The organism is Polaribacter marinivivus (genome assembly GCF_042651285.1).
Lineage (GTDB): Bacteria > Bacteroidota > Bacteroidia > Flavobacteriales > Flavobacteriaceae > Polaribacter > Polaribacter marinivivus.
Genome location: NZ_JBHSCY010000001.1, coordinates 914,509 through 929,519, shown reverse-complemented (window position 1 = coordinate 929,519; position 15,011 = coordinate 914,509). Strand labels below are relative to the sequence as shown.

The 15,011-nt window shown below is 28.9% G+C and carries 10 protein-coding genes; 4 read left to right on the top strand and 6 right to left on the bottom strand.

What is annotated here, in order from left to right; translation table 11 throughout:
* Positions 1–144: 144 nt before the first annotated feature.
* Both leuB and ACFOWD_RS04365 read right to left on the bottom strand, forming a co-directional pair.
* A complete protein-coding gene (gene leuB, locus ACFOWD_RS04370) occupies positions 145–1,266 on the bottom strand; it encodes a 3-isopropylmalate dehydrogenase (protein WP_377408434.1) in 1,122 nt (373 codons plus the stop codon).
* 15 nt (positions 1,267–1,281) lie between these two features.
* A complete protein-coding gene (locus ACFOWD_RS04365) occupies positions 1,282–2,457 on the bottom strand; it encodes a 2-isopropylmalate synthase (protein WP_377408432.1) in 1,176 nt (391 codons plus the stop codon).
* Positions 2,458–2,587: 130 nt separating this feature from the next.
* Here ACFOWD_RS04365 and ACFOWD_RS04360 point away from each other — a divergent pair, with 130 nt between their 5' ends.
* The 4 genes from ACFOWD_RS04360 to thrC all read left to right on the top strand — a co-directional run bounded on the left by ACFOWD_RS04360 (position 2,588) and on the right by thrC (position 9,275).
* On the top strand, positions 2,588–4,150 hold the full coding sequence (locus ACFOWD_RS04360) for a hypothetical protein (protein ID WP_377408430.1): 1,563 nt from the start codon (positions 2,588–2,590) through the stop codon (positions 4,148–4,150).
* A 309-nt stretch (positions 4,151–4,459) separates the two neighbouring features.
* On the top strand, positions 4,460–6,898 hold the full coding sequence (gene thrA, locus ACFOWD_RS04355; protein ID WP_377408428.1) for a bifunctional aspartate kinase/homoserine dehydrogenase I: 2,439 nt from the start codon (positions 4,460–4,462) through the stop codon (positions 6,896–6,898).
* A gap of 78 nt (positions 6,899–6,976) precedes the next feature.
* Entirely contained in the window at positions 6,977–7,900 is a 924-nt protein-coding gene (locus ACFOWD_RS04350; RefSeq protein WP_377408426.1) for a homoserine kinase, read from the top strand.
* An 88-nt stretch (positions 7,901–7,988) separates the two neighbouring features.
* Positions 7,989–9,275 (top strand): threonine synthase, encoded by a 1,287-nt coding sequence (gene thrC / locus ACFOWD_RS04345; RefSeq protein ID WP_377408424.1) that lies wholly within the window; start codon positions 7,989–7,991, stop codon positions 9,273–9,275.
* Here the strand turns inward: thrC and pdeM are convergent.
* From pdeM to ACFOWD_RS04325, 4 genes are read right to left on the bottom strand one after another with little or no spacing between them, the layout of a single operon-like run.
* Positions 9,272–9,934, bottom strand: coding sequence for a ligase-associated DNA damage response endonuclease PdeM (gene pdeM, locus ACFOWD_RS04340; protein WP_377408422.1), 663 nt, complete (start codon positions 9,932–9,934; stop codon positions 9,272–9,274). The genes thrC and pdeM overlap by 4 nt on opposite strands.
* 1 nt (position 9,935) lies before the next feature.
* Complete coding sequence (locus ACFOWD_RS04335) at positions 9,936–12,383, bottom strand: ligase-associated DNA damage response DEXH box helicase (RefSeq protein ID WP_377408420.1); 2,448 nt, start codon at positions 12,381–12,383, stop codon at positions 9,936–9,938.
* Positions 12,384–12,386: 3 nt separating this feature from the next.
* On the bottom strand, positions 12,387–13,973 hold the full coding sequence (locus ACFOWD_RS04330) for an ATP-dependent DNA ligase (RefSeq protein WP_377408418.1): 1,587 nt from the start codon (positions 13,971–13,973) through the stop codon (positions 12,387–12,389).
* A gap of 1 nt (position 13,974) precedes the next feature.
* Positions 13,975–14,994, bottom strand: coding sequence for a ligase-associated DNA damage response exonuclease (locus ACFOWD_RS04325; protein ID WP_377408416.1), 1,020 nt, complete (start codon positions 14,992–14,994; stop codon positions 13,975–13,977).
* Positions 14,995–15,011: the final 17 nt, after the last annotated feature.

Genomic DNA, 15,011 nt, shown 5'->3' with positions numbered 1-15,011 from the left:
ACTTCTTTTTATATTTCATAAAAAAACCTTCTTTTTAAGGAAGGTTCTAATTTTAAATATTAATAGAGTTTCCTTATCAAATCTTTAATGAAATGACAAAGACAATTACACAAATATTTAAAACTATATTTTTCATCTTTTCAATTATATGATGGTACTTTGCCCCATGTGAATATTTCTAAAGTTCATATTACTATCATCTTGATTTGTAATATAATCAGCAATAAAATCACCTACTTTAGATGTTGATGTAGATGTTTGTGTTTTACGTTTTATGTCTTTTGTAGTTATACCTAATGCAATTGATTTCTCTACAGCTCTTTCTATAGCATCTGCTTCTTCATCTAAACCTAAGTGTTTTAATAACATTGCTGCAGATAAAATTGAAGCTAAAGGGTTTGCAATATCTTTACCTTTTGCCTTTGGAAAAGAACCATGAATTGGTTCAAATAATGCGTTTTTTTCTCCAATAGAAGAAGAAGCTAATAAACCTATAGAACCTGCAATTGCACTAGCTTCATCTGAAATTATATCTCCAAAAAGATTTTCTGTAAGTATGACATCAAATTGTTTTGGGTTCAAAATCATTTTCATGGCTGCATTATCTATAAACATAAACTCAACATCTACATTAGGATACTCTTTAGCGATTTCAATGATTGTTTTTCTCCATAAACGTGAAGTTGCTAAAACATTTGCTTTATCTACTAATGTTATTTTATTTCTTCTTCTTTGTGCAGCTTTAAAAGCTAAATGAGCTACTCTTTTTATTTGATCAATTGTATAAAAACTTTTATCATAAGCAGACTTTTCGTCTTTACTTATTTCTTTATCACCAAAATAAATGCCTCCTGTTAATTCTCTAAAAATTACAAAATCTGTCCCTTTAATAACATCTCTTTTTAAAGGCGAATTATAAATTAAATTATCATATGCCTTTACAGGCTTAATTTTACAAAACAAGTCTAATTCTTGCCTTAATCTTAGAAGGCCTTGCTCTGGTCTAACTTTTGCACTTGGATTATTATCATAATATTCATTACCAACAGCACCAAATAAAATGGCATCTGCATTTTTGCAAATTTCAATAGTTTCTTTTGGTAATGGACTACCTGTTGCTTCTATTGCTGTTGCACCAATTTGCGCTTCTTTATATAAAAAAATATGGTCATAAGCCTCTGCAACTGCATCTAATGCTTTTTTTGCTTGACTTGTAACTTCAGGTCCAATTCCATCTCCAGGAATAATTGCAATAGTAAACTTCATTATTATCTTAAAAAATTAAACTACTTCTACTTTTGAATTTTGATTCACAATTTTTATGATGTTGTGAATATCTTCATCTTTTACTTCTTTTTGTTTATCAGCTATATTTAAGAATGATGTATAAGCCTCATCTAATTGAATCTTAGTTAATTCATAACCAATTTTTTTAGCTCTGTAAGCTAATGCTGCTCTACCACTTCTGGCGGTTAATACAATAGCACTTTCTGTAACTCCAACATCTTCAGGATCCATAATTTCATAGGTTTCTCTATTTTTTATCACTCCATCTTGATGAATTCCAGAACTATGAGCAAAAGCATTTGCACCAACAATAGCTTTATTTGGTTGTACAGGCATTCCCATTTTATCACGAACCATTAAACTTGTATCATATAAAAGTTTTGTATTGATACTTGTTTCTAAATTTAAATATGGATGTTGTTTTAAAACCATTACTACTTCTTCTAAAGCAGTATTACCAGCTCTTTCTCCAATTCCATTAATTGTACATTCTATTTGACGAGCACCATTAATAACCCCTGCAATTGAGTTAGCTGTTGCCATTCCTAAATCGTTATGACAGTGACAAGAAAGAATTACATTTTCGATACCTTTTACATTTTCTCGTAAATATTTCATTTTTGCTCCATATTCTTCTGGTAAGCAATATCCTGTTGTATCTGGAATATTTAAAACTGTAGCCCCAGCTTTAATTACTTCTTCACAAACTCTGGCCAAATATTCATTGTCTGTTCTACCTGCATCTTCTGCATAAAACTCAACGTCTTCAACAAAAGATTTTGCGTAAGAAACCGCTTTTACTGCTCTTTCAATTACTTTTTCTCTTGTAGAATTAAACTTAAACTTTATATGAGAATCACTAGTGCCTATGCCTGTATGTATTCTTGGATATTTTGCATGTTTTAATGCATCTGCAGCAACTTTAATATCATTTTCTACTGCTCTAGTTAAACCACAAACTGTTGCATTTTTTACAATTTTTGCAATTTCTGAAACTGAAATAAAATCACCAGGACTAGAAACAGGAAAACCAGCTTCAATAACGTTTACACCTAAAACATCTAATCTTTCTGCAATAACTAATTTCTGTTTTGTATCTAATTTACAACCAGGAACTTGCTCTCCATCTCTTAATGTAGTATCAAAAATATGTACCTTGTTATCTTGCATGTTTGTATTAGTTTTTCTTATTAACTAATCAAATATATTTAAGAGGAAAAAAATAATTAGTTATTTTTGGAGTTTTATACGATTTCTACAAAGAGAGACAAAATGTTAATATATTATTTATCAGTATTTTATGCCTAAATCTATTACATCAGCCAATAATCAAAATGATGCTCTTTTTGTGTTAATTAAATCATTAACTAAATCTGAAAAGAGACAATTTAACTTATATGTTGGTAGGTTAGGAGGAAATATTGATGCTAAATTTTTCTCTTTATTTAAGTTTTTAGAAAAACTAAAAGTCTATGATGAAAAAGTAATTATTAAAAGTGGAATAGTTACTAAACAACAACTCTCTAACCTTAAAGCACATTTATATAAACAGATTCTAATTAGTTTACGTTTAAATCCTGCTCATAAAAATATAAGAATTCAAATTAGAGAACAATTAGACTTTGCAACAGTTTTATATCAAAAAGGATTGTACAAACAAAGCTTAAAATTATTAGAAAAAGCTAAAAATTTAGCTTTAGAAAATGAAGAAAAAAATATTGCTTATGAAATTGTTGAGTTAGAAAAAGTAATTGAAACACAATACATAACAAGAAGCTTAAGCAATAGAGCAGACCAGCTTTCTATACAAGCAAAAGAGCTTAGTCAACAAAATGTGGTAGCTAGCAAATTGTCTAATTTATCTTTACAACTATACAGCTATTTATTACAAAATGGGTATGTAAAAAATAACGAAGAATTAGAGTTTATTAATAGTTATTTTTACAGTAAACTTCCAAAATATGATTTCGAAAAATTTGGCTTTCGTGAAAAATTATGGTTGTATAAATCTCATTTGTGGTTCAGCTTTTTAACTCAAGATTTTCTACATAGTTATAAATATGCCAATCAATGGGTAGATTTATTTAAAGGAAACAAAAAATTTATTACGCTACATCCTGTATTTTATTTAAAAGGTATTAATTACTTATTAGAGGCTTGTTTTTTTGTAAAAAAGGTAGATAATTTTAAAGAAGAATTAAGGCTTTTTGAAAAAGATGTAGATGAAAAAATTATACCTACAAATACAAATACAGATATCTTAATTTTTCAGTATTTATATGCTAACAAACTGCATTTACACTTTTTAGAAGCTAGTTTTGCCAAAGGAGAATATCTTGTAGATATTATAAATCAGAAAATTGAGATTTATAAAAATAGGTTAGATAATCATTACGTTGTAATGCTATATTATAAAATTGCTTGTTTGTATTTTGGTATGGGTAAAAATGAGCTTTGTATTGCTTATTTACAAAAAATTATAAAATCTAAAAACCTTGGTTCTGCAGAAGATTTACAGTGTTTTGCTAGAGTTTTAAATCTTATAGCACATTATGAGTGTGGTTTAGATTACGATTTAGAAAGACAATTTTTAGATACTTATAAATTCTTATTAAAAATGCAGAATCTTCAAGAAGTACAAAAGGTTTTCTTAACTTCTATTAGAGATTTAAGTGATGTTTATCCTCATGAAATTAAAAATGAATTCAAAAAAATTCACGCTAAATTAAAGAAGTATGAAGATCATCCTTATGAAAAAAGAGCTTTTTTATATTTGGATATTTTATCTTGGTTAGAAAGTAAAATTCAAAATAAAACCATTGCACAGGTAATTAAAGAAAAATCAAATCAAATTAGTAAATAACTTATTATTCATATTTTGATAAGTAAATTTTTAAGAATTTCATATTAATTTAAATATTTTACAAAAAAAACAGTAAGTTTTAATTGTTATTTAAATAAACCTTCTATTTTTGAAGCGTGAAGTTTCTTAATAAAAATACAGCAACTACTTTAAATGTAAAATTTGTTATGCAAATAACAAATTCTCGCACTTTTACAACTACTACAACCCTTTAGGGGTTATTTCTATTCATATTATTTCAGGTTATATTTTGTTGTTATCATCAACAAAAAACATTTATAAAAAGTATCAATATTTATCATTAAAAAAATGAAAGTATTAAAATTCGGAGGTTCATCAGTAGCCAATTCAAAAAACATAAAACAAGTATTAGATATCATATCTAACACATCAAAAAATAGTAAAATAGCTGTAATAGTATCTGCATTTGGTAAAACCACAGATAATCTGTTACTAGGTGCTAACAAAGCTCTAGATGACATTACATCTGCCATAGAAATTTTAGAAAAATTAAGTGAGTTACATTTTACAGTTATAGATGATTTAATCTTAAATCACAAAAAAAAGACACATGAAGAAGTTAAGTATTTGTTTGATAGACTTGCTTCTATTTATGAAGGAATTTTTTTATTACAAGAATTATCTGATAAAACTCTAGCTAAAGTATCTAGTTTTGGAGAAAGATTATCATCGGTTATTATTGCAAATGCAGCTAAAGAGAATTTAGATGCCATTCATCAAGAAAGTAGAGATTTAATTATTACAAATAATGATTATTTAAATGCTCAGGTTAATTTTAAAGTGACCAACAAAAATATTTCATCATTTTTTTCTAAAAATAAACATCAAATTACTCTTTTAGGTGGCTTTATTTCATCGAATATAGAGGGTGAAACAACAACCTTAGGCAGAGGAGGATCAGACTTTTCTGCAGCTATTTATGCTGCTGCTTTAGATGCTGATGAATTACAGATTTGGACTGATGTTAGTGGTATGTTTACTGCAAATCCAAGAGTTGTAAAGCAAGCTTTTGCTATACCAGAAATTTCTTACGAAGAAGCTATGGAGCTATCTCATTTTGGCGCAAAAGTTTTGTATCCCCCAACCATACAGCCTGCATTAAGAAAAGATATTCCTATTCGAATTAAAAATACTTTTGAAGCTGAAATTGAAGGTACTTTAATTTCTAAAAATCCTAAAAATGGACATGAAGTAAAAGGAATTTCTCATATAGAAGACATTAGTTTAATTACTTTAGAAGGTGGAGGAATGATTGGAATTCCTGGTTTTTCTAAACGATTATTTGAAACACTTTCTTTAGCTAAAATTAATGTAGTATTTATTACTCAGGCTTCATCTGAACACTCTATTTGTGTTGGTATTTATGATGCAGATGCAACAAAAGCAAAACATCTTTTAGACGAAACATTTCAAAGAGAAATAGAAAGAAAAAAAATAAAACCTGTTATTCTAGAAAATGATTTAGCCATTATTGCTGTAGTTGGTGAAAGTATGAAAAACTACCAAGGTTTAAGTGGACAAATGTTTAGTGCTTTAGGTAGAAATAATGTTAATGTAAGAGCTATTGCTCAAGGTTCTTCAGAAAAAAACATCTCTGCTGTTATTAATAAAATTGATGCCAAAAAAGCTTTAAACACTTTACATGAACAGTTTTTTGAAGAAAAAGTAAAACAACTTAATTTATTTGTAACAGGAGTTGGTAATGTTGGCGAACGATTTTTAGCTCAACTTGAACAACAAAAAAAATATTTAAAAGAAAATTTAAAATTAAATATTAGAGTCATTGGAATTTCGAATTCTAGAAAAATGGTTTTTGAAAATTCTGGAATCAACCTAAAAAACTGGAAAGAATTATTAGAGAAAGGAGAACCTACTAGTCTTGAAAAATTTTATACTAAAGTAAAAAAATGTAATCAAAGAAATAGTGTTTTTATAGATAACACAGCAAACGAAAGTGTTTCTAAAGTATACAGTAAATACTTAAGAGAAAGTATTTCTGTTGTTACTTGTAATAAAATTGCATGTGCTTCTGAGTTTGATAATTATAAAAATTTAAAAAACTTATCTAAAAAATATAATGCCTCGTTTTTATTTGAAACTAATGTTGGTGCAGGTTTACCAATTATAGATACCTTAAAAAATTTAATAAATTCTGGAGATAGAGTTCATAAAATTCAAGCTGTTTTATCTGGTAGTTTAAATTTTGTATTTAATAATTATGATGAAGACTCAACTTTTCATGACGTGGTAAAACAAGCTCAAGAAGAAGGTTATACAGAACCAGATCCAAAAATTGATTTAAGTGGGATAGATGTTGCTAGAAAAATCTTAATTTTAGCTAGAGAAAGTGGTTATCAATTAGAATTATCAGATATAGAAAATAATGCATTTTTACCTGATGAAGCTCTACAAACAAAGAATAATAAAGATTTTTACGAATCATTAATTAAATACGAAAATCATTTTCAAAAAATATATCAACAAGCAGATGACAAAGATTGTCGTTTAAAATATGTTGCTGAATTTACAGATGGTATTGCAAGTGTAGGTTTACAACAAATTGAAGCAGAACATCCTTTTTACAATCTAGAAGGTAGTGATAATATTGTATTATTTTATACAGACAGATATCCAGAAAATCCTTTAATTATAAAAGGTGCAGGTGCAGGTGCAGAAGTTACAGCTTCAGGTATTTTTGCAGATGTAATTAGAATAGCAAATCAATAATTAGTTAAGGGTTGGTGGTTATTGGTTGCCAGTTACAAATCACCAAAAACCATAAACTAACAACAATAAACCAAAAATATGGACTATTTAAAAATATTTTCACCAGCTACAATTGCCAATGTTTCTTGTGGTTTTGATTCTTTAGGATTAGCTGTAGACGAAATTGGTGATGAAATGACCTTTGTAAAAACACCACAAAAAGGAGTTGAAATAACAAATATTACAGGTGCAGAACTAACTTATGATGTAGATAAAAATGCAGCAAGTGCAGTTGTAAAAAAAATGTTATTAGATGCAAAAGCAGATTTTGGCATACAACTTACTATGCATAAAGGCTATTTTCCTGGAAGTGGTTTGGGAAGTTCTGCTGCAAGTTCTGCTGGTGCCGCTTTTGGGGCTAATCAGCTATTAGGTAAACCTTACTCAAATTTAGAACTAACCAAATTTGCCATGTTTGGTGAAGAAGTTGCTTGTCGTTCTCAAATTGCAGATAATGTTGCAGCAGCTATTTATGGTGGTTTTGTATTAATTAGAAGTTACCAACCTTTAGAAGTTGTAAAATTACCTGTACCTAATGAGTTAAGATTGGTAGCTATTCATCCACAAATTGAAGTTAGAACTGAAGATGCAAGAAACGTTTTACCTAAAGAAATTGCATTAAAAGATGCTGTTACACAATGGGCAAATGTAGGTGGTTTAATTAGTGGGTTGTACTCTAATAATTACGAACTTATTAGTAACTCTTTAAAAGACGTAATTGTAGAACCTCATCGTAAAAAATTAATTCCTTTTTTTGATGAAGTAAAAAGTGCTGCTATAAAAGCAGGTGCTTTAGGTGCTGGAATTTCTGGTTCTGGACCAACAATTTTTGCTCTTTGTAAAGGAGATGAAATTACTGAACAAGTATACAATGCAATTGAAAAAAGTTATAGAAATAAAAATATAGATTTCGAAATGTATACTTCTAAAGTAAATAAAGAAGGAATTAAAATAATTAATTAACCGTCTTTACGAAGGAAGAATGACTGAAGTAATCTCTAATTAAATAAAAAGATGCTTCGTTTTACTCGCAAAGACAAATCAATAAAAAATGAACTATTATAGTTTACATCATAAATCACCAAAAACAACATTTAAAAATGCAGTTATAAACGGAATTGCTCAAGATAGAGGCTTGTATTTTCCAGAAAACATAACTCCACTTTCTAAAGATTTTATAAAAAACATAGAAAACTATTCTAATTATGAAATTGCATTTGAAGCGATTAAGCAATTTGTAGGTGATGAAATTCCTGAAAATAAATTAAAAGAAATCATTGCAGAAACTGTTTCTTTTGACTTCCCTGTTGTTCCAATAAATAAAAATATTGGCACATTAGAGTTATTTCATGGACCAACCATGGCTTTTAAAGATGTAGGTGCAAAATTTATGGCTAAATGTTTAGAGTTTTTTAATAAAGATAATGATGATGAAGTCACTGTTTTAGTAGCCACATCTGGTGATACTGGTGGTGCAGTAGCTAATGGCTTTTTAGGTGCAAAAGGAGTAAAAGTAGTAATTTTATATCCTTCAGGAAAAGTAAGTGATATTCAAGAAAAACAACTCACCACTTTAGGACAAAACATTACAGCCCTAGAAGTTGATGGTGTTTTTGATGATTGCCAAGAAATGGTAAAAACTGCTTTTTTAGATAAAGAAATTACCAAAACGCTTACCTCTGCAAATTCTATAAATGTAGCACGTTGGTTACCTCAAATGTTTTACTTTTTCTTTGCTTACAAACAATTAAAAAAACATCAAAAAGAGATCGTTTTTTCTGTACCTAGTGGAAATTTTGGGAATATATGTGCAGGTATTATGGCTCAAAAGTTAGGCTTAACCATAAAACATTTTATTGCTGCCACTAATGTAAATGATACAGTACCAAATTATATGCTAAATGGTATTTACAGTCCAAAACCATCTAAAGCAACAATTTCTAATGCTATGGATGTTGGTAACCCTAGTAACTTTATAAGAATTCAAGAACTATTTAATAACGATATAACTTTATTAAAAAATAATTTTTCTTCTTTTAGTTTTACAGATGAAAAAACTAAAGAAACCATGCAAAATATTTATAAAAAATCTGAATACATTTCAGATCCTCATGGAGCTGTAGGTTATTTAGGTCTTGAAAAATATGGTTTAAAAGAAAATGAATATGGTGTGTTTTTAGAAACTGCACATCCTGTTAAATTTTTAGATATAGTAGAAGAAACTTTACCTGTAAAAGTAGAAATACCACCACAAATTCAAAAAGTAATACACAAAGAAAAAGTCGCAATTAAGGCTTCTACTTATGAAGATTTAAAAGCTTTTTTAATGAAAAATTAAACTTCGAAAATACCATCATTTGTGAAACAATAATTTTTACAATTTTCAGGTGCATTTTTAGTATTTAGGCCTGTAAATAAACTAAAAGCTGGTAATATTAATTGTTGTTTTGTTACTTGATAACATGGTAATTTTATACGTTGTTTCCCTTTACCTTTTATAAAAACTCCAGGATGTGTATGTCCAGAAATTACGAAGTACTCCTCTTCAATCTTATCAAAATCATGAACAAATTTTAATAGATTTTCTGTGTATTTTTTGTTGAAAACCTGAATATTAAATTGTTTATAAACCTTATCTGATAGTCGATCATGATTGCCTTTTATTAATTTAATATTTAGATTATTAAACTGTGTTAACCAAGACTTAAATTCATCTAGATCTTTATTATATTCTGCATGAAATAAATCACCCACAATAATCAGTTGATTTGCTTTAAAATGATGAATTAACTTTGCTAATCTATTTAAATCTGTAGTTAAAATATTTGAAGGAATAGGTATTCCACTTTTTTGAAAATGAGCAGATTTGCCTATATGTAAATCACTTAGAATTAAACTATTTTGTGATTCCCAAAAAATAACACGTTGATTTGTAAGCTCTAAAATTTCATTTTTACAATTAATTTTTTGAGTTACAATTAAGAAATTTTCTGTCATTTTAAGATTTTAAAGCTTGCTTTTGTATGCGTTCTATACGTTTACTTAGCTCCTCATTACTCATAGTGCCACGTAAACTATCAACTTTTAAAGGGAAGCTCAAAGGTGTAAAATTATTGGCTTTTTTCAAAATGATTTTACTCTCAGAAATTCTTTGAAAAGCACCTTGTAATCGAACTTTTTCTAACTCATAATCAAAGACTTCATTATAGGCTTGTTTTAGTAAAAGATTATTAGGTTCGTAATCATTTAAAACTCTAAATATTAAGCCAGAAGAAGATTGTAAGCTTTTATTAGACTTTTTATTACCTGGTTGCGATTGTACAACCAAACCAGCAACTACAGCAATATCTCTAAATTTTCTAGATGCCATTTCACTTGCATTTATACTAGCTGTAACATCTTGTATTAAATTTTCTTTTGAGAATATTGAATTAATATTATCTTCATGTAAAGGTATTTCTTGATCACTTAATAGCTCAAAACCATAATCGTTCTGTGCAATTGTAAATGTTAGCTTTTTAATTTGACTAATTCTATATGCAATTAAAGAAGCCATAATTTCATGCACAAGTCTTCCTTCAAAAGGGTAAACAAATAAATGATGACCTTCTTTGGTTTCTATTTTTTCTACTAAAAACTCATCGCTTTTAGGAATATGAGAATTATTCTCTTGTCTTTTTAAAAGCGGATGTAAAAATTTTAGTTCTTTTTCTCGATTATTTGGGGTAAGAGCATCATTTAATTTTAAACGCAAAAAATGAGTTAAGTAAGAAGTTAAAGGCAGTCTACCTCCTAACCAACTTGGTGTTATTGCTTTTTTCTTTTTGCTTCTTTTTACCAGAACTGTCATGTCTTTTATTTGTTGCATCTCTACAACTTTACCTCCTAAAACAAAGGCATCTCCTTTTTTTAATTTCGAAATAAAAAACTCTTCAATCATGCCTATATAACCCCCAGAAAAGAATTTTACATACATCATAACTTCACCTACAATAACTCCAATATTCATTCTATGCATCATAGCAATTCGTCTACTTCTTACTCTATAAACACCATCATCATCTAAAACAACTTTATGAAATTCTTCATAAGAATTAAGAGTATTTCCTCCATTTGTAATAAAGTGAATACACCAATCAAATTCTTCTTTAGTTAGGTATTGAAAAGCATGAACTTCTTTAACTAACTCAAAGGTGTCAGAGGCTTTAAAACCTTCACCTACTGCAAGAGTTACTAAAAATTGAACCAAAATATCATAAGTTAATACATAAGGATGTCTTGCTTCAATTTCATTTTGCTTAATAGCTTCTTTAACTGCTGCAACTTCTATTAATTGTAAAGAATGAGTTGGTACTGCATACATTTTTGAAACCTCAAAAGGAGAATGACCACTTCTACCTGCTCTTTGCATAAAACGTGCAATGCCTTTTGCAGAACCAATTTGTATGACACAATCTACAGGTTTAAAATCGACTCCTAAATCAAGAGAAGAAGTACATACAACAGCTTTTAACAATCCTTCTGAAATAGCTTCTTCTATCCAGTTTCTTTGAACTTTATCTATTGAACCATGATGTATAGCAATTTGCCCAATTAAATCTGGAGCTTCTTCTATAATAATTTGATACCATAATTCACTTTGGTTTCTTGTATTTGTAAAAATTAAAGTAGTATTATTCTCATATATAATTGGAATAATTTTAGAACTCATCTTTTTTCCTAAATGACCAGCCCAAGACAATTCTTCTACTTCATCTGGTAGCACAGAAATAATTTCAATTTTCTTTTTCTCTTTTGCACGAATCATGGTTGTTTTCTCTGCATAAGGAATTAAAACATTTTTTGCTTCTTCTAAATTACCAATGGTTGCAGAAATTCCCCAAATTCTTGTTTTAGCAGATAATTTTTTAATACGAGCAATCGCTAATTCTGTTAAAACCCCTCTTTTAGAACCTAATAATTCGTGCCATTCATCAACAGCTATACAAGCTACATTTTTAAACCATCTTGAATTTTTCTTTTGAGAGAATAAAAGATGTAAAGTTTCTGGAGTCGTTAGTAAAACATCTGGCATTAAACGTTCTTGTTTTCGTCTAACATTAGTAGGTGTATCTCCATTTCTTACAGCTACTTCCCAATCTAAACCAATTTCTTCTACAACAGCACTCATTGCTTTAGCTAAATCTTTTGCAAGAGAACGTAATGGACTAATCCAAATGAGTTTTAATCCTTTTTTATAGCTATTTGGATGATTTAAATAATCGATAACTACTGCTAAAAAAACAGAAAAAGTTTTTCCAAAACCTGTTGGTGCTACCACCATTCCACTAAAATTATTATGGTAACGTTCCCAAGTTTGGGATTGAAAACTAAAAGGTTCATGACCTTTTTCTTTCATCCAATTTTGAATGATTTGAAAACCTTGAGTTTGTTTAAAGTTGCTCAAATTTTAGTTGGTTTCTATTAATGATTTAACACTCTCTATTGTATCTATATCTTTTACAGTTTTGTCTTTTCGCCAACGTTTTATTCTGGGAAAACGCAATGCTACTCCACTTTTATGTCGTTTACTATAAGCAATCCCTTCAAAGGCTATTTCGAAAACTAATTCTGGTTTCACTGTTCTTACAGGGCCAAATTTTTCGATGGCATTTTTATTTACCCAACTAGAAATTTCGGAAATTTCTTTATCTGTAAGACCTGAATAGGCTTTAGCTACAGTTACTAAATTGTCATCTTTTTGTACAGCAAATGTATAATCTGTGAATTTAGAACTTCTTCTTCCACTTCCTTTTTGAGCATAAATCATAACAGCATCAATAGTTAAAGGGTCTACTTTCCATTTCCACCAATCGCCTTTTTTACGACCAACATGATAAATTGAAGACTTCTTTTTTAACATTAATCCCTCTGAATTAAAGCTTCTAGCTGCATTTCTTAATGCATCTAATTCAGACCAATTTTTGAAATCAATGATTTCTGAAAGTTTTAAAATATCACTTGTATTTTGTGTAAATAATTGTTCTAATTTTAGTCTTCTTTCTTGCATTGATTGTTGCCTTAAATCAATTTCGTTTAATTCTAAAATGTCATAAACATATAAACCAACAGGCACTTCTTCTAATAACTTTTTTGTTACATTTTTACGATTTAAACGTTTTTGTAAGTCATTAAACAGTAGAACTGAATTGTCTTTTATGGCCAGTATTTCTCCATCAATTACAAAACTTCCTTCATGTTTTGAGATTGCTTCTACAATTTCTGGAAATTGTTTTGTAACCAACTCTTCTCCTCTAGACCAAATAAATACTTCTTCTTTTCTTTTAATGATTTGACCACGAATCCCATCCCATTTATACTCTACTTGCCAATTTTTTTCTTCGCCTAAATTTATCAAACTATCTTCTAAAGCATAAGCCAAACAAAAAGGGTAAGGTTTAGAATTATCATAATTAATATGTTCTCCATTTAATAAATCATCAAAAGTAATAGTGTCTGGTGTCCAATTACCAATAATGCTATGCATTAATTGATTTGCCTCTATACCTGATAGTTTTGCTAACGCATTTACCAATGTCTTTTTTGATACTCCAATTCTAAAACTACCTCCAATTAGTTTGTTGAAAATTAATCGTTCTTGAGACTGTAAACCATTCCAAGCAGCTAAAACATATTCCTTTTTTTCTTGATCTGTTTTTTGTTTAAGGTCTATAAGTTCATCAATCCAAACATGTAAGGGTTTTTCTATGTGTTGTTTTGGGTTTAGTAATAACAATGCTAAAGTTTCTCCTAAATCGCCTACAGATGAATAACTTTCTAAAAACAACCATTCTGGAAGTTTAGTGATTTCCATACACCAATCTTTCATTAAGTTAGATTTTACTGGTCTACTTGGTCTTTTACCTGTAAATAAAGCTATGAGCCATAATTTGTCTTTATCTGGAGCAGATGAAAAATAATTAACTAATGCTTCTATTTTTGCATTTGTTTTATTGGTGATTTCAATAGCGCTGATAAGATTAGAAAAGTCTTTCATATTAAACAATATCAGTTTTTAGCTGCTCTGCTGTTTCTAATTCATCTTCACCAAATTCAGTTTTTAATTCATGTGCTTCAATACCTATCTCATTTAAATATTTAGAAAATACTGCTTGTGAGCCATGAGTAACATAAACTTTTTCTGCTTCTGTAGCTTTCACAGCAGATAAGAGTCCATCCCAATCTGCATGATCACTTACAGCAAAACCAGCATCAACACCTTTCCATCTTCTATTTCCTCGAATTTGCATCCATCCAGAACAAATGGCTGTTGCAGCATTAGGTATTTTTTTTATCATTTTAGAACCTAATAATGCTGGTGGCAAAATGACAATTTTGTTTTGAATCTCTATCTTTTTAAAATCAGCAGTTAAAAGTTTTGTGGTTGGTAAACTTATGCCTGAATTTTCAATGGCTTTATTTAAGTAGTGAATTGCAGAATGAACATAAATTTCTTCTACATTTTCTACTAACTTCATTATTCTTTGTGCTTTTCCTAAACTATACCCTAAAAAAACGCTTGTTCTATTATTTTGTTGATTTTGGACTATCCAATCTTGTAACTCTTGTTGTAACTCTTCTTCACTTTTCCATTTATAAATGGGTAAACCAAAGGTACTTTCTGTAATAAATTCATGGCATTTAACAGGCTCAAAAGGAGTGGTTATAAAGTCAGGTTGTGTTTTATAATCCCCAGAAAAAACAACAATATATCCTTTATATTCTAATCTAATTTGTGCAGAACCTATGATATGGCCTGCAGGATGAAAACTTACTTTGACTCCATTAATTACTTTATATTCATTATAAGGTAAGCTTTCTATAGAAATATCAGCGCCAATTCTATGCTGTAAAATGGCTTTAGATTGGTTATGACATAAATAATGCTTGTTGCCCCATCTTGCATGGTCTGCATGACCATGAGAAATAATTGCATATTCTACAGGATACCATGGGTCTAAATAGAATTTCCCTGGAATACAGTAAATACCTTTTTTTGTAAATTTTACAAGCCTCAAATTTTAGATTTTAGTAA

Excerpts from the sequence above, each read along its gene's own strand:
- ACFOWD_RS04365 (WP_377408432.1), bottom strand. The coding sequence starts at position 2,457 with ATGCAAGATAACAAGGTACATATTTTTGATACTACATTAAGAGATGGA.
- pdeM (WP_377408422.1), bottom strand. The coding sequence starts at position 9,934 with ATGACAGAAAATTTCTTAATTGTAACTCAAAAAATTAATTGTAAAAAT.
- thrC (WP_377408424.1), top strand. The coding sequence starts at position 7,989 with ATGAACTATTATAGTTTACATCATAAATCACCAAAAACAACATTTAAA.
- thrA (WP_377408428.1), top strand. The coding sequence starts at position 4,460 with ATGAAAGTATTAAAATTCGGAGGTTCATCAGTAGCCAATTCAAAAAAC.
- ACFOWD_RS04350 (WP_377408426.1), top strand. The coding sequence starts at position 6,977 with ATGGACTATTTAAAAATATTTTCACCAGCTACAATTGCCAATGTTTCT.
- leuB (WP_377408434.1), bottom strand. The coding sequence starts at position 1,266 with ATGAAGTTTACTATTGCAATTATTCCTGGAGATGGAATTGGACCTGAA.
- ACFOWD_RS04360 (WP_377408430.1), top strand. The coding sequence starts at position 2,588 with ATGCCTAAATCTATTACATCAGCCAATAATCAAAATGATGCTCTTTTT.
- ACFOWD_RS04330 (WP_377408418.1), bottom strand. The coding sequence starts at position 13,973 with ATGAAAGACTTTTCTAATCTTATCAGCGCTATTGAAATCACCAATAAA.